The 17858-nt window shown below is 69.7% G+C and carries 16 protein-coding genes; 9 read left to right on the forward strand and 7 right to left on the reverse strand.

Annotation, left to right across the window (positions count from 1 at the left end):
- Nucleotides 1-62: 62 nt before the first annotated feature.
- Nucleotides 63-362 carry a hypothetical protein gene (locus ACIBM5_RS29705; RefSeq protein ID WP_391584541.1) on the reverse strand — a complete coding sequence of 100 codons (300 nt, stop codon included), beginning with the start codon at nucleotides 360-362 and terminating at the stop codon, nucleotides 63-65.
- A gap of 442 nt (nucleotides 363-804) precedes the next feature.
- Here ACIBM5_RS29705 and ACIBM5_RS29710 point away from each other — a divergent pair, with 442 nt between their 5' ends.
- Complete coding sequence (locus ACIBM5_RS29710) at nucleotides 805-1551, forward strand: DNA-binding response regulator (RefSeq protein WP_396009601.1); 747 nt, start codon at nucleotides 805-807, stop codon at nucleotides 1549-1551.
- 49 nt (nucleotides 1552-1600) lie between these two features.
- Here ACIBM5_RS29710 and ACIBM5_RS29715 read toward each other — a convergent pair whose 3' ends face one another.
- Nucleotides 1601-2455 (reverse strand): amidohydrolase family protein, encoded by an 855-nt coding sequence (locus tag ACIBM5_RS29715; protein ID WP_396009603.1) that lies wholly within the window; start codon nucleotides 2453-2455, stop codon nucleotides 1601-1603.
- Between the two features lie 198 nt (nucleotides 2456-2653).
- On the opposite strand from ACIBM5_RS29715, the gene ACIBM5_RS29720 reads away from it, so the two are divergent.
- The 6 genes from ACIBM5_RS29720 to ACIBM5_RS29745 all read left to right on the forward strand — a co-directional run bounded on the left by ACIBM5_RS29720 (nucleotide 2654) and on the right by ACIBM5_RS29745 (nucleotide 10203).
- A complete protein-coding gene (locus ACIBM5_RS29720; RefSeq protein ID WP_391584538.1) occupies nucleotides 2654-2965 on the forward strand; it encodes an L-rhamnose mutarotase in 312 nt (103 codons plus the stop codon).
- Nucleotides 2966-3348: 383 nt separating this feature from the next.
- Nucleotides 3349-4662 carry an ABC transporter substrate-binding protein gene (locus ACIBM5_RS29725; protein ID WP_396009604.1) on the forward strand — a complete coding sequence of 438 codons (1314 nt, stop codon included), beginning with the start codon at nucleotides 3349-3351 and terminating at the stop codon, nucleotides 4660-4662.
- Between the two features lie 99 nt (nucleotides 4663-4761).
- A complete protein-coding gene (locus tag ACIBM5_RS29730; protein WP_396009606.1) occupies nucleotides 4762-5769 on the forward strand; it encodes a carbohydrate ABC transporter permease in 1008 nt (335 codons plus the stop codon).
- 3 nt (nucleotides 5770-5772) lie between these two features.
- Nucleotides 5773-6609 carry a carbohydrate ABC transporter permease gene (locus ACIBM5_RS29735; RefSeq protein ID WP_020552454.1) on the forward strand — a complete coding sequence of 279 codons (837 nt, stop codon included), beginning with the start codon at nucleotides 5773-5775 and terminating at the stop codon, nucleotides 6607-6609.
- Nucleotides 6610-6658: 49 nt separating this feature from the next.
- Complete coding sequence (locus tag ACIBM5_RS29740; RefSeq protein ID WP_396009607.1) at nucleotides 6659-7777, forward strand: ABC transporter ATP-binding protein; 1119 nt, start codon at nucleotides 6659-6661, stop codon at nucleotides 7775-7777.
- A gap of 140 nt (nucleotides 7778-7917) precedes the next feature.
- Nucleotides 7918-10203: an alpha-L-fucosidase gene (locus ACIBM5_RS29745; protein ID WP_396009609.1), complete on the forward strand. Its 2286-nt coding sequence runs from the start codon at nucleotides 7918-7920 to the stop codon at nucleotides 10201-10203.
- Between the two features lie 223 nt (nucleotides 10204-10426).
- On the opposite strand, the gene ACIBM5_RS29750 is transcribed toward ACIBM5_RS29745, so the two are convergent.
- The 3 genes from ACIBM5_RS29750 to ACIBM5_RS29760 form a co-directional block, all read right to left on the reverse strand.
- Nucleotides 10427-11371: an aldo/keto reductase gene (locus tag ACIBM5_RS29750; protein ID WP_396009610.1), complete on the reverse strand. Its 945-nt coding sequence runs from the start codon at nucleotides 11369-11371 to the stop codon at nucleotides 10427-10429.
- Nucleotides 11372-11465: 94 nt separating this feature from the next.
- Entirely contained in the window at nucleotides 11466-12317 is an 852-nt protein-coding gene (locus tag ACIBM5_RS29755; RefSeq protein WP_396009611.1) for an SDR family NAD(P)-dependent oxidoreductase, read from the reverse strand.
- Nucleotides 12314-13717 carry an L-fuconate dehydratase gene (locus ACIBM5_RS29760; protein WP_396009612.1) on the reverse strand — a complete coding sequence of 468 codons (1404 nt, stop codon included), beginning with the start codon at nucleotides 13715-13717 and terminating at the stop codon, nucleotides 12314-12316. Before ACIBM5_RS29760 ends, ACIBM5_RS29755 begins: the two co-directional genes overlap by 4 nt.
- Nucleotides 13718-13987: 270 nt before the next feature.
- Here ACIBM5_RS29760 and ACIBM5_RS29765 point away from each other — a divergent pair, with 270 nt between their 5' ends.
- Nucleotides 13988-14827 (forward strand): fumarylacetoacetate hydrolase family protein, encoded by an 840-nt coding sequence (locus ACIBM5_RS29765; RefSeq protein ID WP_396009613.1) that lies wholly within the window; start codon nucleotides 13988-13990, stop codon nucleotides 14825-14827.
- A 41-nt stretch (nucleotides 14828-14868) separates the two neighbouring features.
- On the opposite strand, the gene ACIBM5_RS29770 is transcribed toward ACIBM5_RS29765, so the two are convergent.
- Together ACIBM5_RS29770 and ACIBM5_RS29775 are read right to left on the reverse strand one after the other, a co-directional pair.
- The gene (locus ACIBM5_RS29770) at nucleotides 14869-15540 is read right to left on the reverse strand and encodes a FadR/GntR family transcriptional regulator (protein WP_391584529.1); all 672 of its coding nucleotides are present in this window, start codon (nucleotides 15538-15540) and stop codon (nucleotides 14869-14871) included.
- Nucleotides 15541-15655: 115 nt separating this feature from the next.
- Nucleotides 15656-17047 (reverse strand): alpha-L-fucosidase, encoded by a 1392-nt coding sequence (locus tag ACIBM5_RS29775; protein ID WP_396009615.1) that lies wholly within the window; start codon nucleotides 17045-17047, stop codon nucleotides 15656-15658.
- Nucleotides 17048-17418: 371 nt separating this feature from the next.
- On the opposite strand from ACIBM5_RS29775, the gene ACIBM5_RS29780 reads away from it, so the two are divergent.
- The gene (locus ACIBM5_RS29780) at nucleotides 17419-17697 is read left to right on the forward strand and encodes a hypothetical protein (protein ID WP_396009617.1); all 279 of its coding nucleotides are present in this window, start codon (nucleotides 17419-17421) and stop codon (nucleotides 17695-17697) included.
- Nucleotides 17698-17858 lie beyond the last annotated feature (161 nt).

The following is a 17858-nucleotide window of genomic DNA, read 5'->3' on the forward strand; positions in this document are numbered from 1 at the left end:
CGAGGGCGGAGCCCCGACCGGCCGGCGCGGCCGGTCGGGGCTCCGCCGAGAGCGGTGAATGCTCAGCACTCGTACGCGTAGTAGGCAGCGGCGTCCGCCGCGAAGCTGACCTTGCGCGTCTCCTTGGCGGGGATCGCGACACAGTCGGGATCCCAACCGTCGATCTCGACCGAGGCGTTGATGCCGTGCGAGCAGTCGTTGACGATGTCCGCCCAACCGGGGCCGTGGTTGCCCAGTTGTGCGCACCCCGGTCCCGGGGCGACGGAGGCGGCACCGGCGGTCGGGGCGGTGACCATGGTCGCCGGGATCGCGAGCAACACGGCGGTGGACAGGGTGACGAGGGTGGTACGAGCAATGGACACGGGGTTTCCCTTTCGGTCGGCGTTCGGTGTGGTCGCCGCGCGGCGCGCGGGATGGTTGATGCGCATCTTCGGATCTCGTTTCGCATGTCCTCGACGGACGGGAATCCGTCGGTACGGGGCCGCCGACGCGGTGCGACGTCACCGGAGACGCGGTGTCGCGTCGTCCGGCGAGGCGGGGTGGTCGGCTGTGCGGCCCGAGATCACTGTGCCGAGCGCGGCTTCGCCCGTGCGCCCCGATGGCGTGAACTCGCCAGTGGTACAAACTTCAACGTCTCCAACGTCTCCAACGTCTCCAACCGACCTCGACCCGCTTCGACCCCCTTCGATGCACTTCGATGCACTTCGATGCACTTCGACCATCGGAAAATCGAATGCGCCATACGCTCGGTTGCGTACTCTCGGTGATGACGGGTTCATCCATGCTTGTCCGAGGAGGGCGGTCATGTCGGTGTCGTTCGACCCTGCGCCGGCGCGTTCGGTCCTTCGCGAGTCGTTGAGCGAGACGCTGGCGGAGTCCGCCTTTCACGCCGATCGCGGAATCAGGCCGCCCGCCCAGCGGGTGCGCCCCGAGCATGTCGGCACGATCGCCGCCCGACTCTCCGCCGCCACCCGGCACGAACTGCTCACCTTCGACGACCCGTCCGGCTGCATCGGGCAGGGCGTGCCGGAGCGCATGCTCGCGCACGCGGCGACGTGTGTCCGCGAGGTCGTGGCCCGCGTTCCGCACGTTCGCCAGATCACCTCACGCCGCGGCCTCGCCCGGGACGCGGAGGTGGGCACCATCCGATGGCGTGACGGTGGTCAGGCCCGACTGATCGACGAGATCCCGTTCCGGATGGGCGTCATGGACCGGTCGGTGGCACTGGTCCCGGTCGACCTCGACGTCCTGTACAACGGCATGCTTCTCGTCCGCGACCCCGTCGTCGTCCGCGCCCTGGTCCGGGCCCACCAACGTTCGTGGCAGAGCGGCGAGGACCCGAACGCCCGTCCCTGCGACGAGGAACCGCCCGCGCACCTGCTTCCCGTACTCGACTGCCTGCTCGCCGGTCTGACCGACGAGGCGGGGGCGGCCCGGATCGGCCTGTCCGCGCGCACGTACTGCCGCCGGGTCGGCGACCTGCTCGCCCTGTTGGGCGCGGACAGCCGATTCCAGGCCGGCGCCCTGGCGATTCGCAAGGGGTGGGCCTGACCCGGATCGGCCGCCCGCATGCCCCGGCTCCGCCGTCCCCGCCGGGTCGTCAGAACCCGTACACCGCCCGGGCGGTACCGCCGAAGACGCGCTCGCGCTCGGCCGTCGACAGGTCGGCGCAGGTGCGTTCGGCGACGGAGAGCACGTCCTCGTACGAGGCGGCGAGCGTGCAGACCGGCCAGTCCGAGCCGAACATGGTGCGTTCGGGCCCGAACGTCTCCAGCGCGTGACGTGCATAGGGAAGGACCTGGTCGACCGTCCATTCCCGCCAGTCGGCCTCGGTGACGACGCCGGACAGTTTGACCGTGACGTTGGGCAGCGCACCGATCTCACGGATCGCCTCGGCCCACGGTTCCCACCGGCCGACGCCGATCTCGGGCTTGCCGATGTGGTCGAGCACGAAGGACTGTTCCGGATGCTCCCTGGCCACCCGACCCGCGGCGGCCAGTTGCGGCGCCCTGACCAGGAGGTCGTACACCAGGCCCGCGCGGGTCAGCGCGGCCAGCGAGCGGGTCACGTCCGGGCGCAGCAGCCACTCGGGGTCGGGCTCGTCCTGGACGAGGTGCCGGATCCCGACCAGGTGCTCGCCGCCCGGACCGGCGCGCAGTGCGGCGATGCGATCGGCGGCGTCCGAAGCGGTCAGGTCCACCCATCCGACGACCGCGGCGACCGGCGTGCCCGGGTCGGCCGCGATCGCCAGCAGTTCGGCGCTCTCCGCGGTGTCGGCGACCGCCTGCACGGCGATCGTCGCCACCTCCGCCCGACCGCCGACGGCCGCCGCGAGTTCGTTCGGCCCGAACCGGCCGCGCAGCGGGTCCGCCCAGGCGCCGTCCATCCATCCGTATTCGCGCTCGGCCGTATCCCACAGGTGGTGATGCGCGTCCACTCGCACCGAAACGGTCACGCTCGGACCTCCTGTACATGAGAGGTAGTCATCGGATCATTGCGTTGTCTAGAGTCCGAGTTGCGCAACGAAGTTGCGGCAATCCGAAGAATTGATCCGATCACTGAAGCGTGACGGCCGACCCACTGTCAAGGCTCGACGCCGTCACCGACACCGACAACAACCACCCAAAGCCCACCACCCACCTGGGAGTTCATCATGCGCGTAGCCCTGCACACCCGACTCGCGGCCGGCCGCGAGAGCGAGTACGAACAGGCCCACCGCGAGGTGCCGGCCGCACTGATCGCCGCGATCCGGGCGGCCGGCGTGCACGAGTGGAACATCTGGCGCAGCGGCCTGGACCTGTTCCACGTACTCGAATGCGACGACTACGCGGCACTGCTCACCTCCCTGGCCGACCTGCCGGTCAACATCGAATGGCAGGCCCGCATGGGCGAATTGACGGAGGTCCCGCACGACTACTCGGCCGACGGCAAGGAGGCGACCCTGCCCCTGGTCTGGAGCCTGTGATGCCCAGGGCCCGACCCGCATCCCTCGGCGACGCACACCTCCCACCATCACAAAGAGCCGATGTATTTGTCACCGTCAGTAGGGAACCGACAACTCCGCCTTCGATCGAGAACTGCGCATCTCACCGCCAAAGCCCCGATATCCAGTGTCATCGAGGTCAGGATTGCCTGTAAAGACGGACCCAGGTATCGAGTCGGCCGCAGCACTCCGTAACCCTTGTGCGGCCAGAGATCGGATGTATAAGCTCCGACTCAGCGCGGGATCGCCTGAAGGGCGACCCGCAAACCCTCACATCCCTCCGCAGGTGCCTCACAAGATGCCCTGCGCGGCTCGATCACGGGGTCGGTCCGAGCCACGAGCGTTCCAACAACTTACGGAGCACCATGAAGAGCTCAGGGATACGGCGGTTCGCCACCACGGTGGCGGGTATCGCGGCTTTCGCCATGTCGGCCTCGGCGTGCGGCAACGACGGCGCGTCGTCCTCGACCGACGGCAAGGTCACCCTCAAGTACTCGACCTGGTTCCCGACCGACGCGACGCTCAAGAAGACCATCGCCGCATTCGAGGCCGCGAACCCGAACATCAAGGTCGACCTCCAGCTCGGCACGAACTCCGACTACCAGAAGAAGCTTCCGCTGGCGCTCAACAGCGGCCAGAAACTCGACCTGGTCGGCGTGCAAACCTCCGCGATGGCCGAGCAGTTGCACGCCAAGCTGACCCCGATCGCCGACCTGGGCATCGGTGACGACGTACTGAACCAACTCGCACCGAAGGCCCTGGACCAGAGCCGGAAGCTGGTCAAGGACGGCAAGCTCTACTTCATCCCGATGGGCCGACTCGGCTCGGCCGCGATGTTCTACAACAAGGACATGCTCGACCGGGCCGGCGTCACCACCGTGCCCAAGACCATGGCCGAGCTCAAGGAAGCCGTCACCAAGGTCAAGGCGACGGCGCCGGACAGCATCCCGGTTGTGATGGCCGGCGACTCGTGGTTCCAGGACGAGGTCGCCCTCACCGTGGCCGGGCAGACCGCACCCACGCTGTTCAACGACATCCGCTACGGCAAGGGGCGTTGGGACAACGAGGCCTACGTCGGCGCGCTGCGCGACTATGCGGGCCTGTACAAGGACGGCACGCTCAGCAAGGACACCCTCGACCTGACCGGCACCCGCGCCACCGAGCTGTTCGCGTCCGGCAAGTCGGCGTTCTACCTGGGCGGCACCTGGGACGCGGGCATGCTCTCCCCCGGCTACCGCAGCGCCAACAAGATCGACATCAAGGACGTCGGCGCCGCCGCCCTGCCCGTGCTGAACCCGACCGCGACCCCCTCGCTGCGCGGTTTCATCGAGACCGGTCTGGCCGTCCCGAAGAACTCCAAGCACCCCAAGGAAGCGGCCGAACTGCTCAAGTTCCTGACCGTCGGCGACGGCGTCTCCGTATGGGGCGCGGACCTGGGCCTGTTCCCGAGCAAGAAGGACTTCGCGCTCGCGCCGGACGTGTTGTCCACCGAGACCGCGAAGGCCGGCTACACCGCGCTCCAGCAGCTCGTGGACTCCTCCGTCGGCGAGCGCAACAACATGAGCGACTTCACCGTGGTCGCCGGCGACACGGTCAAGAAGGTCATCCAGGGCTCCGACCCCTCCTCCGAGGCGAAGAAGCTCCAGGAGGAGTTCAGGAGCGGCCGCTACAGCAAGTAGCCACACCACCCGGCGCACCCCAAGCACGCGCGTGGAACACGCCGCCCTCCCTCGGCCGGCACGCCGCTGCACCGCCCCCGATCGGCAAGGACGCCCATCATGACCACCACCGCCCCGGGCCCGGCCGGCACCGCGTCAGCCGGGGCCGGGCCGGCGGCCCCCCGCCGTCTGCCCGGCCTGCGCCGTGCAGGCAAGGCCGGTCGCACACGCAAAACCAAGCGGATCGACGGCCCGCAGCAGCGGGGGATGATGCGCACGGCGCTGCTGTTCCTCCTCCCGCTCCTCGCCTTCTACCTCGTGTTCTACGTCTTCGGCTTCGTGTTCCTGGCTCGCACCAGCCTCCAGCGCACCGACCTGTCCTTCCTGGACGCGGAGTCGGTCGGTCTGGAGAACTATCGACTGCTGTTCACCGACGACCGGTTCATCCGGGCGCTACTGAACAACGTCGTGTTCGCCGCCGCCGCCGTCGCCGGCGCACTGACCCTGGGCTTCTTCCTGGCCGTCGTGCTGAGCACCGGAATGCGCGGCCGCAAGGTCTTCTACGCGGTCTTCCTGGTCCCCTCGCTGATGCCCGTCGCACTGGTCGCCTCGGTGTTCGGCGGCATGATGGAGAACCGCTACGGCACCCTCAACGAGACGCTGCGCAGCGCCCACCTGGACTTCCTGGCCGGTCACTGGCTGACCGAACCGGGCCTGGCGTACGCCGTGGTCATCGGCATCTTCGTCTACCTGGTCGGCCTGCCGATCATGTACTACACCGCCGACCTGAGCGCGCTGAACACCTCACTCCTGGAAGCCGCCGTACTGGACGGCGCCTCGTTCTGGCAGTTGTTGCGCACGATGCTCTTCCCGCTGATGCGCACCACCCACAAGACGGTGGTCGTCTCGATCCTGCTGATGTCCTTCCGTGCCTTCGAGATCGTCTTCTTCTCCACCAAGGGCGGACCGGCCGGCGGCACCGAGATCTCCGGCACCTACGTGTACAACTACGCGACCTCGCCCGGTCCCCGGGTCGGCTACGCGTCGGCCGCCGCCGTGGTCGTCCTGCTGCTCGCGCTCCTGCTGTCCGCGATCCAGCTCCGTTTCACCGGAAAGTCCGAGGAGTAGACCGTGGCCGAGACCAGCGACGCCATGCGCGTACTCACCGGTCGCAAGCGCGACCGCCGGATCCTCCAGGGCATGCTCCTGCTGATGGGCGCGATCTGGCTCTTCCCGATCTACGCGGCGATCAAGCGATCCCTCGAAGGCGGCGGAACGGGCAACTACACCGCGCTGTTCACCGACCCGGTCGGCGACGTCACGATCTACGACACCTACCTGAACTCCTTCATCATCGCCGTACTGCACGCCGGCATCGTGGTCAGCGTCGGCGCGCTCGCCGGATACGCCTTCTCCAAGCTGCACTTCCGCGGCAAGGAGGCGCTGTACTACGGCATCGTGTTGTGTCTGGCGGTACCCGGGACCGCGATCCTGGTGCCGCTGTACTACACGATCCGCGAGGCGGGCCTGTTCGACAACTACCTGGGCGTCGCGCTGCCCGAGGCGGCGCTGACCCTGCCGTTCGCGGTGCTGCTGCTGCGCAACTTCGGCGACAACATCCCCGATTCGCTGATCGAGGCGGCGCGGATGGACCGGGCCGGGCACTGGCAGGTCTTCCGCACGGTCTACCTGCCGCTGTGCCGGCCGGCGCTGGTCAACCTCTCCATCCTGTGCGTCATGTGGTCGCTCCAGGACTTCCTGTTCCCGAGCCTGCTGTTCACCGACGAGAAGTACACGACCGCCGCGAAGGCGGTGCAGTCCTTCCAGCAGTACCTGGCGACCAGCCCTTCGGACATCGGCAAGTACAACGCCTCGCTGGTGCTGCTCGCCGTCCCCGCGCTGCTGCTCGTCGTCTTCGGCCTGCGCTTCATCACCGCGGGCCTGACCAGCGGCGGAGTCAAGGAATGACCGCGCCCGCCCCGACCGCCCACCACCCCTTCTGCACGTTGGAGCACTCATGGCCCAGGTGATGTTGGACCAGGTGTCCAAGACCTACCCGAACGGGCACGTCGCGGTGCACGGCATGGATCTGGACATCGCCGACGGCGAGTTCCTGGTTCTGGTCGGCCCCTCGGGCTGCGGCAAGTCCACCCTGCTGCGGATGATCGCGGGCCTGGAATCGATCACGGGCGGCGAACTGCGCATCGGTGACCGCGTCGTCAACGACGTGCACCCCGGCGAGCGCGACATCGCGATGGTGTTCCAGAACTACGCGCTCTACCCGCACTACACGGTGGCCCGCAACATCGCCTACCCGCTGCGCCTGGCCAAGCGGCCCAAGGACGAGATCGAGCGCCGGGTGCGCGAAGTGGCGGCGATGCTGGAGCTGACCGACTACCTCGACCGCAAGCCCGGCCAACTCTCCGGGGGCCAGCGCCAGCGCGTGGCGATGGGCCGGGCGATCATCCGCGACGCCGCACTGTTCCTGATGGACGAGCCGCTGTCGAACCTGGACGCCAAACTGCGCGTGCAGATGCGCGGCGAGATCGCCCGCCTGCAGCGCCGGGTCGGCACCACCATGATCTACGTGACGCACGATCAGGTCGAGGCGATGACCATGGGCCACCGGGTCGCGGTGCTCAAGGAGGGTCGCCTCCAGCAGATCGGCACGCCCGACGAGATCTACCGCTGCCCCGCGAACACCTTCGTCGCGTCGTTCATGGGCACGCCGCCGATGAACCTGGTCGAGGCGCGGCTGCGCACCGGCGAGCGAGGTACCGAGGTGGTACTCGGCGGCGTGGACGTACCGTTGCCCGCCGTCGAGCGCGGGTATCCGGAAGGACCGGTCACCGTCGGCGTGCGGCCCGAGCACCTGCTGGACGCATCGATGCTCGGGGGCACCGCCGAGCATGTGCGGATCCCGGCGATCGTCGAGTACGTCGAGGCGCTGGGCGCGGAGAAGAACGTCTATGTCACCCTCGGCGCGGTACGCGACGACGCGGCCTCGGCCGGTGCGCCGATCGCCTGCCGCTTCCCGGCCGAGAGCGCCGCGGTCGCGGACGCGAAGGTCGAACTGGCCCTGGACCCCGCGCGGATCCACCTGTTCGACGCCGAATCCGGAGCTGCCCTGCGCTGATCGGGCACCCCACCCCTCGAACCCGCGAATGCCCGGCCGTACGCCCGTACCGCCGGGCATTCGCGTATGGCGCCGCCGCCTGGCCGCGGCGGCGCCGATCCATCAGCACCCTCCCGGCGACAAGCAAGGAGTCTTGACCGATGTTGAGACGATGGTGCACCATCCTGGCGACCACCGCGGCCATGTGCGCGCCGCTCGTGGTCGTCGCGCCCGCCGCACACGCGGCGCGCACATCCCGGCCCGCCGAATCGGCGCCTGCCGCGGCACCGGGCGCCGTCCCGCAGGCGGGACAGGTCCCGCTGCCGGTCGACCAGAAGGCGGTCAGGGACAACGTCACGACCCTGATGGGCACGGCCGCCGAGCGCACGCCCTCGATGTCCGTGTTCGCCCCCGACACCAGGAAGAACTTCTGGGTCGAGAACTTCAGGACCTCGGACGACTACCTCGCGTGGACCGTGACCGTGCCCAAGGGCGACGTGTACCGGATCACCGGGATGCTCAACGCGGCACCGGGCCAGACGTTCAAGATCGGCGTCCGCGGTTCGGCCGCGGCGACCGGGTTCGCCCAGCCCGCCGGCGGCTGGGCGCGCGTGGACGCGGGCAAGCTCGCGCTGCCGTCCGGGACGTCGACCATCGTGCTCAGCCGTACCGCGACGCTCGCGGGCGACGTGCAGGTCAAGTCGCTCGAACTGGTCCGGGAGAAGGACCGCCCGGCCCGCGAGGCACGGATCGCCGATGCCCGCGCGAACACCTCCGACTTCGCGTCGGCGGGCTACGGCCTGATGTTCCAGTACGGTTCCTGGGGCTTCCCGGAGAACGGCGGGCCGGCCAAGTCGCTGAATCGCCAGGCCGCCGACTTCGACGTGCCGGCCTTCGTGAAGATGGTCAAGGGCACCGGCGCGGGCTACGTGATCTGGTCGTACAGCTGGTGGGGCTACCACGTCGACGGCCCGAACGCGGCGATCGACAAGGTCGTCGGCAACGGCGACCTGACCGCCGAGCGCGACCTGATCGGCGAGATCGCCGACGCGCTGCACGCCGAGGGCCTGGGCTTCACGCTGTACTACCACTTGGGCACCGAGGACGCGGCCTGGTGGCCCACCCAGAAGTTCCCGAGCACCTTCTACACCACCGGCACCGGCGACCGCAGCACGCTGCTGAACAACTGGAAGCAGGTCGTCGCGGACATCGGCACCCGCTACGGCAAGAAGCTCGACGGCTTCTTCTTCGACGACGGCCTGATCTACTACCCGGCCCCGTTCGAGGAGTTGGAGAAGATCGCGCGCACCGGCAACCCGGCGCGCATGGTCTCCTGGAACTCGTGGATCCTGCCGCGCTACACCGACTTCCAGGACACCTACTTCGCCGAGGAGGTGCACGGCGAGCCGATCGACGGCAGCGCACCGGTCGGCGGCGACGGCATCTTCCGCTCCGGTCCGCAGCAGGGCCTGCTCCAGCACGCGATGTTCCGGATGGAGGACGACTGGGGCATCCACCTGCGCGGCCAGAAGATCGGCGGCCCGAACTTCTCCGCCAAGCAGGCCGTCGACTGGGCGCTGGACGCCGCCTCGCGCAAGGTCCCGCTCAGCTTCAACATGATGATGTACGAGGACGGCAAGGTCTCCGAGCAGTCCCTCTCGATCCTCAACGATGTGCGCCAGGCCCTGCGCGGCAACGCCGAACGCATCGACGCCAAGCCGGTCAACCAGGACACGGCGGGCTTCGTGTGGGAGGGCGCGTGGACGCACACGAACAACCGCTGGACCGGTGATCTCGGTGACGACGTGCAGGCGGCGACCGCGAACGACAGCTCGGTCACGTACACGTTCACCGGCACGGCCGCCGACGTCCTGGGCCCGCGCAACCTGCTGGGCGGCAAGTACGACGTCTACCTCGACGGCGCGCTCGTCCAACGGCTGGACGGCTTCTCCTGGTGGCCCCGACCGCAGTCGGTGCTGTACGCGGCGCGCCACCTCGCGCCGGGCACGCACACGGTCAAGCTGGTCAAGGTCTCCGGGGTGCGGCTCGCGATCGACGGCGCCCGGATGATCGAGGGCCCGATGGCGCTCAACGACACCGATCCGGCGGTCTCCTACCAGGGCGCCTGGACCCATTCCGGCAATCGCGGCGGCGGCGACCACGGCGACGACGTGACCTGGACCTCGACGAACGGCGACTCGGTCACGATCACGTTCACCGGCAGCGCCGTCGACGTGCTCGCCCCGATGGGCGACGGCTACGCAACCGCCGATGTCACCCTCGACGGCATCGCGGCCGGAACCGCCACCACCGACAACGGCGGATCGTACGCGCCCCGCCAGAAGGTGTACTCGGTGAAGTTCCCGACCTCGGGCCCGCACACCGTCACACTCACCAAGACCGGAGGCAGCTACCTCCAGTTCGACGCGGCATACGTGACCAAGTAGCCTCCGACCCCGTTCGCGGTCACCCGAGAGCCCGGCCGTACTTCACGTACGGTCGGGCTCTCTCGTCGGCACCGTGTGCACCGTGTGCGCGGCGGCGGGCCGGCGCAGCAACGCGACAACGAAGTGACCAGGCAATACGCAACCACGCGACGAAACGGCCCGTTTCCCCGGCGGGAAACGGGCCGCTCGGCTCGCCCTGCCCCAGTGCGGGGCGAGTCGAGTCTCAGGTCGCGGCGGCGAGTTCGGCCCACAGGGCCGCCGGGACGTTCCACTCGCCCATCGTGACCGCGTCGGCCGCCTCCTCCGGGCTGCGGGCGCCGACCAGGACGGTGGCGACCGCGGGGTGCGTGGCGGCGAATCCGATCGCCGCGGCGCGCAGGGGGACGTCGTAGCGCGCGCAGATCGCCTGCAAGCGCAGGGCGCGGGCGAGCAGGTCGGCGTCGGCCGGTGCGTAGTCGAAGTGGGCGCCCGGTCGCGGGTCGGCGAGCAGACCGCTGTTGTATACGCCGCCCGCCAGCACCGAGACGCCGCGCTTCGCGCAGTGGTCGAGCAGCGCGCGGCCGCTGTGGTCGAGCAGCGTGTACCGGCCGGCGAGCAGCACGCAGTCCACGTCGGTCTCGGCGACGAAGCGATCGAGCATCGCGGACTGGTTCATCCCGACCCCGATCGCGCCCACGACACCCTGCTCGCGCAGGGCCACCAGCGCGGGTACCGCCTCGTGCGCGGCCTGCTCCCAGTGTTCGTCGGGATCGTGCACGAGGGCGATGTCGATCCGGTCCAACCCCAGGCGTTCCAGGCTGGATTCGAGACTGCGTCGCACGCCGTCGGCGGAGTAGTCGCGCACGCGTCGCCGACGCGGCGTGTCGACGAAGCCGTCCGCCGCGGTCGGCGCGGCCGGGTCGTCGACGAGCAGCCGGCCGACCTTGGTCGAGATCGTGTACGCGCTGCGCGGGCGCCCGCGCAGCGCGGCCCCGAGCCGGGTCTCGGCCAGCCCCACCCCGTAGTGCGGCGCGGTGTCGAAGCAGCGGATGCCGGCGGCCCACGCGGCCTCGACGGTCGCGTGCGCCTGTTCGTCGTCGGTCGCGGTGTACAGATTTCCGAACGCCGCCGCCCCGAGCCCGATCGAGCTCGTGACGACCGGCGTACCGCCGATGCGGTTGGTGTCCACGAACGATGCTCCCTTGCTGAAAAACGACCGCGGAGTCGAGGGCGCGCACGATGCGTTCGCCTCCCTCGACTCCAGGATCCCGGTCGTGATCGGGTTATTCCGGCCGCAGCCGCAGTCCCTGCATGCCGCCGTCGACGGCGAGCGAGGTGCCGGTGGTCGAGGCCGCCAGCGGGCTCGCCAGCGAGCAGATCGCGAACGCGACCTCGTCCGCGCCGACGAGCCGGCCCATCGGCTGGCGGGCGTCGAGGGCGGCCCGCTCGCGCGCGGGGTCGGCCGCGGCGTCCAGCAGCCGGCCGATCCACGGGGTGTCGGCGGTACCGGGGTTGACGCAGTTCACCCGGATGCCCTCACGGACGTGGTCGGCCGCCATCGCCAGGGTCAGCGCCAGCACCGCGCCCTTGGAGGCGGAGTAGAGCGCGCGTTGCGGGAGCCCCGCGGTCGCGGCGATCGAGCACGTGTTCACGATCGCGGCGTGCGCCGACGCCCGCAGGTGCGGCAGCGCCGCCCGGGTGACCCGAACCAGGCCGACGACGTTGACGTCCAACACCCGGTGCCACTCGGCGTCCTCGTTGTCGGCGACGGTGCCGGCCGCGCCGATGCCGGCGTTGTTGACCAGGATGTCCAGGCCGCCGAGCAGCGTGGCCGCGTCCCGGACGGCCGCGGTGACCGAGGCGTCGTCGGCGACGTCCGCGGTGAACGAGGACAGTTCCGGGTCGCCGGTCAGGGCGGCCGGGTCGCGGTCGAGCACGGCGACGGTCGCGCCACGGGCGGTCAACATCCGGGCGGTGGCCAGCCCGATCCCGGACGCGCCGCCGGTGACCAGGGCGCGCAGGCCGGCGAAGTCTCCGGCCGACGGCGAGGCCGGCACAGAGGCCGAGGACGAGCCGGACGAGCCGGACGCGGAGGACGAGGAGGACGGATTGGACGGGCCGACCGGCTTGCTCATGCGGACACCTCCACGACAGGCGCCTGTGCGGCGCGATCAGTGACCCAGAACTCGCCGTCCGGGTAGCGGAATCGGGCGATCGAGGCGGGCTTCATGGTGGACGAGAAACCGGGTGCGGACGGCGCCCGGTAGTTGCCGTCGGCGATCACGACCGGGGCGAGGAAGTGTTCGTGCAGGTGGTCGACGTACTCGATCACCCGATCCTCGATCCGGCCGCTGACCGCGACGTAGTCGAACATCGAGAGGTGCTGGACCAGTTCGCACAGACCCACGCCGCCGGCGTGCGGGCATACCGGGACGCCGAACTTGGCGGCCAGCAGCAGGATCGCGATGTTCTCGTTGACGCCGCCGACCCGGCACGCGTCGATCTGGACGAAGTCGATCGCCTCGGCCTGGAGCAACTGCTTGAAGACGATCCGGTTCTGCACGTGCTCGCCGGTGGCGACCTTGATCGGGCTGATCGCCTTGCGGATCGCCGCGTGGCCCAACACCTCGTCCGGGCTGGTGGGTTCCTCGATCCAGTGCGGGTCGAACGGGGCGAGCGCGCGCATCCAGTCGATCGCCTCGTCCACGTCCCAGCGCTGGTTGGCGTCCACCGCGATGCGGATGTCCGGGCCGACGCTCTCCCGGGCGATCCGACAGCGCCGGACGTCGTCGGCCAGATCGGCGCCGACCTTGAGCTTGATCTGGGTGAAGCCCTCGGCGACCGCCTCGCGGCACAACCGGGCGAGTTTGTCGTCGTCGTACCCCAGCCACCCGGGCGAGGTCGTGTACGCGGGATACCCGCCGCGGCGCAGCGTTTCGGCCCGCTCGGCGCGGGTCGGCTCGGCGCGGCGCAGGATCGCCAGCGCGTCCTCGCGGGTGAGCGCGTCGCCGAGGTAGCGGAAGTCGACCAGGTCGACGATCTCCTCCGGCGTCAGGTCGGCGAGCAGTTGCCACAGCGGCTTGCCCGCGCGTTTGGCCCTGAGGTCCCACGCGGCGTTGACGACCGCGGAGATGGCCATGTGCATGATGCCCTTCTCCGGGCCCAGCCAGCGGAACTGGCTGTCGCCGACCAGAGATCGGGAGAACGCGCCCAGGTCGTCGAGCAGTTCGTCCAGCGGCCGGCCGACCACGTACGGACGCAGCGCGTCGATGGCGGCGACCTGTACGTCGTTGCCGCGCCCGATGGTGAACGAGAAGCCGTGTCCCTCGTGCCGGTCTGCGGCGTCGGTGCGCAGGACGACGTAGGCGGCGGAGTAGTCCGGGTCGGGGTTCATCGCGTCGGAGCCGTCCAGGTCCCGGGAGGTCGGGAAACGGATGTCCGTGGTCACGAGTTCGGTGACGACGGGTCGGCTCGGTGTCGTGGGCCGTTCGGGTGGGGCGGGCCGGCTCACGCCGTTCGGGTGCTGCGGGGTCACGTGTGGCTCCTCGGTTGTCGGCCGTGCGGCCCGGCCGCCGCGAACGGGATGGGTTCCCTGCGGTGGGTGTCCGGGACGGGCTGGGCCCGGAGACCCCAGACATCCGATGTATACCGTGGGCGGCGCGCATACGTCCAGCATCCGTCGGATCAATATCTCGATAGACGGGCACAGTGAGCCATAATCGACTTGTTTCAACCCGCTACCATGGCCTATACATCGGATGACTTATTCGACAAGGGCAAGATGCGATCACCCGAGGAGACCGTTGTGAAGCTGGTTCGTGTAGGCGACCCCGGTTGCGAACGCCCGGCCGTCCTGGAGGCCGACGGGATCCTGCGCGACCTGTCGGCGGTGGTCCCGGACATCGACGCCGCGCTGCTCGCGGACCTGTCGGTGCTGCCCGACCCGGCGAGCCTGCCGGTCCTGGACGCGACCGGCCTGCGCTACGGCCCGCCGCTCGCCCGGCCCGGAAAGATCGTGTGCGTGGGCCTGAACTACCACGACCACGCGCGCGAGACCGGCGCCGAGATACCGACCGAGCCGATCGTGTTCATGAAGGCCCCGGACACCGTGGTCGGCCCGAACGACACGGTCCTGGTGCCGCGGACATCCCTGGCCACCGACTGGGAGGTCGAACTCGCGATCGTGATCGGCCGCACCGCCGCATACCTGACGGCCGATCAGAACCCGTTGGATCATGTGGCCGGGTACACGATCAGCCACGACGTCTCCGAGCGCGACTTCCAGTTGTTCCGCGGCGGCCAGTGGGACAAGGGCAAGAACTGCGCGACCTTCAACCCGCTCGGTCCGTGGCTGGTCACCGCCGACGAGGTGCCCGACCCACAGGCGCTGGCGCTCACCCTGAGCGTCAACGGCACGCTCCGCCAGAACGGCACGACGGCCGACATGATCTTCCCCGTGGCGTTCCTGGTCGAGTACCTGTCGCAGTTCATGACGCTGTACCCGGGCGACGTGATCAACACGGGCACCCCGGCCGGCGTCGCGCTCGGGCAGCCCGAGCCCAAGCCGTACCTGCGCGCCGGCGACACCGTCGAACTGGCCGTCACCGGACTCGGCACCCAGCGCCAGACCTTCGCCGACGCCTGAGCCGCCCGACGCGCGGGACGGCCGGCCCGCCGGACCGCGCGTCAGGCCACCTTCCGCAACCACTGCTCGACACCCGCGATGTGCGCCGTCGAGCACGCCCGCGCGGCCTCCGCGTCGCCACTCTCCAGCGCGTCCACGATCGCCTGGTGCTCGCGCACCGTACGCTCCCACGAGTCGCTCTGGGTCAGACCACGCCAGACCCGGGCGCGCATCGTGGGACTGGACAGCGAGTCCAGCAGCGAGCAGAGCACGAGATTGCCGCTGAAACCCGCGATCGCCTGGTGGAAGGACAGGTCCTGCTCGATCAGTTGCTCGGCGGTGGGGTGCGGCTCGTCGACCTGTGCGAGGCCACGCAGCTCGGCGATGCCGGCGGCATCGATCCGGGCCGCGGCGAGGGCGGTCGCGGCCGGTTCCAGGATCCGCCTGACCTGGAGGAAGTCGAGCACGCTCTTGTCGTGGTGGAAGTCCACGACGAACGCGATCGCGCCCATCAACAGACCGGGTTCCAGACTTGTCACATAGGTGCCGTCGCCCTGCCGCACGTCCAGGATCTGGATCAGCGACAACGCCTTGACCGCCTCGCGCAGCGAATTGCGGGACAGCCCCAGCTTGGTGGCCAGATCCGCCTCTTTCGGAAGCTTGTCGCCGGGCCGAAGCTCCCCGGAGACGATCATCTCCTTGATCCTGTCGATGGCCTCATCCGTCACAGCCATGCCGATGATCCTTCCAGAGGTCCGATGACTTCCAGTATGACGGGGCGGTGTACGAGACGACAGGTCGGTCGGGTCGCCGCCCCCCGGCCGGTCCGCTCGCGACGCGCGCTCGCCGTCACATCGGCTCGGGTGCCGGGCTGATCCGCAACACCACCGGTGCGGGCACTCCGTCCCGAACGGGCGGCACCGACAAGCCCGCCAGCCCGCCGAGGGTGCCCACGGCGCCGTCCCCGCCGAGCCACGCACACCCGGCGTCGGCGGCGCCCGCAAGCCGCTCGGGCACCGAGAAACCGGCGCTCGGACGGTCCAGGAAAGTCGCGTACAGGTCGCCGTCGCGCACGGTGTAGCGCACCCGCAGGCCCTCAGCCGTCCGATCTTCCGGGACGTGCCAGGAGCGGCTCCCGTACACCGCGTCACCATTGACCGCGAGCCAGGCCCCCAACTCGCGCAGCGCCGCGTCCTGTTCCGGCGAGATACGGCCGGCCGCATCGGGACCGATGCCCAGGAGCAGATTGCCGCCCTTGCTCACCACATCCATCAGCAGTTCGACCAGGTCCGGCCCCGACGTGGTGCACGACATGTCCTCCTGGCGGTTGTATCCGAAGGACAGTCCGACCCCGCGCACGGTCTCCCATTTGGTACCGCCCGAGGTGGCGCGCGTCGCGTACTCGGGCGTCACGAAGTCGGGCGTGCCGGCATAGAAGCGCTCGTTGACCACGCCGTCCGGAACGGCCCTGCGGTAGTCCGCGAAGAGCTTCTCCGGCTCGGCGGCCGGCGGATAGCCGATGTCGTTCCACAACACGGCGGGCTCGTAGCGCTCGATCAGTTCGCGCCAATGCGCGTCGGCGTACGCGGCGTACTCGGGCGAGTCCGGCACCGCGCGGGCCACGTCGTCGGCGCGCAGGATCGGCAGGTTGGCGAAGGTCCAGTCGATGCCGCCGGAATAGTAGATCCCGAATCGCATCCCGCGTACCCGGACGGCTTCCCGGAACTCGCCCAGCACGTCGCGCTCCAGAGCCCAGTCGGGCCGGTGCGGATTGGCCGTGCGACTGGGCCACATCAGGAAGCCGTCGTGGTGCTTGGCGAGCGGAACGACGTATCGGGCGCCGGCCGCGGCGCACAACTCCGCCCAGGGCTCGGGCGACCACTGCTCCACGGCCGCGCCGAAGTCGCCGCGGAAGTCGGCGTAGGTCCGGTCCCCGTAGGTCTCCCGGTGGTGGTGCCAGGTGGGACTACCCGGTACGGACACCGAGTTCAGGTACCACTCGCTGTAGCTCGTGGTCACGATCGGATCGAACCCGTCCGCGTCCACCTCGGCCTCGTAGGAGCGATTCCGGTCCGCCCCGTCGTCGTGCTCGGCGAGCAGTCGGACCAGCCGATCGTCCAGCGGCGCCCACGCCGGCACCGAGTACAACCCCCACGTGATCATCACCCCGAGCTTGGCGTCGTCGAACCAGCCGGGAAGCGGGCGAACGGGATCGTCGTGACCGGGGGTGGATGCAGACATGCGAAATCCTTGGGCAGGGCCGAGCCGGAGCGCGATCAATAAAGGTAGGATCAATATTCCTGGTTGCGCCTCCCTTGACAAGAGTGCAATCCGCGAAATGCGCTTATACCCGGCATATCGACTGAAGATAGATCGGCTCTCTCGACGCAGGTCGATGCCTGAGGGAATCGACCACCTTCCCCGACCAGACCTCGACCGGCCCGACCCGGTGGATCGAGAGCCGGGGCGCGGGGGCCCGTGCCGCGTCGAGCCGCGCAGATCGAGCAGGCGAGCACGCAATGTGACCCAGGTCACACAATCCGTGTCATACCGGGTGTCGTCACCGAACGTGTACGGGATGTCCGCATTTCGCACTTCGAAGGAGCTCCATCATGCGTCTCCGCAACTTCGTCCTCGGTCTCGCCACCGGCACCGCCGTCCTGGCCGGCACCGTGCTGGGCGCGGCGCCCGCCCAGGCGGCTCCGGCGACGGTCGCCTGCACCCACCCGTGCCACCCGCCGGCCAGCCCCGGCTACACCTACATCACCGACTACTACTGGGCCAGTGCGTGCAACGACACCGGCAACCAGGGGATCAACGCCGGCCGCTGGTCGACCTACCAGTGCACGGGCGGCGGCCAGTTCGAGAACTACGAGCTGTGGGTGAAGTAACCACCCGGACCCCGGCCGCCCGCCGATCCCGCGGCCGTGGCACCACCCTCGGCGGGGGGGGCGCCCCCCCCCCCCCCCCCCGGCGCCGGCGCCCCCCCCCCCCCCCCCCCCCCCCCCCCCGCGGGGGGGGGGGCCCCCCCCCCCCGCCCCCCGGCGGGGCC

It is taken from the genome of Embleya sp. NPDC050493 (assembly GCF_044458105.1).
Lineage (GTDB): Bacteria > Actinomycetota > Actinomycetes > Streptomycetales > Streptomycetaceae > Embleya.

Coding starts and splice junctions, on each gene's coding strand:
- ACIBM5_RS29710 (WP_396009601.1), top strand. CDS start 805: ATGTCGGTGTCGTTCGACCCTGCGCCGGCGCGTTCGGTCCTTCGCGAG.
- ACIBM5_RS29720 (WP_391584538.1), top strand. CDS start 2,654: ATGCGCGTAGCCCTGCACACCCGACTCGCGGCCGGCCGCGAGAGCGAG.
- ACIBM5_RS29725 (WP_396009604.1), top strand. CDS start 3,349: ATGAAGAGCTCAGGGATACGGCGGTTCGCCACCACGGTGGCGGGTATC.
- ACIBM5_RS29730 (WP_396009606.1), top strand. CDS start 4,762: ATGACCACCACCGCCCCGGGCCCGGCCGGCACCGCGTCAGCCGGGGCC.
- ACIBM5_RS29740 (WP_396009607.1), top strand. CDS start 6,659: ATGGCCCAGGTGATGTTGGACCAGGTGTCCAAGACCTACCCGAACGGG.
- ACIBM5_RS29745 (WP_396009609.1), top strand. CDS start 7,918: ATGTTGAGACGATGGTGCACCATCCTGGCGACCACCGCGGCCATGTGC.
- ACIBM5_RS29755 (WP_396009611.1), bottom strand. CDS start 12,317: ATGAGCAAGCCGGTCGGCCCGTCCAATCCGTCCTCCTCGTCCTCCGCG.
- ACIBM5_RS29770 (WP_391584529.1), bottom strand. CDS start 15,540: ATGGCTGTGACGGATGAGGCCATCGACAGGATCAAGGAGATGATCGTC.
- ACIBM5_RS29775 (WP_396009615.1), bottom strand. CDS start 17,047: ATGTCTGCATCCACCCCCGGTCACGACGATCCCGTTCGCCCGCTTCCC.
- ACIBM5_RS29780 (WP_396009617.1), top strand. CDS start 17,419: ATGCGTCTCCGCAACTTCGTCCTCGGTCTCGCCACCGGCACCGCCGTC.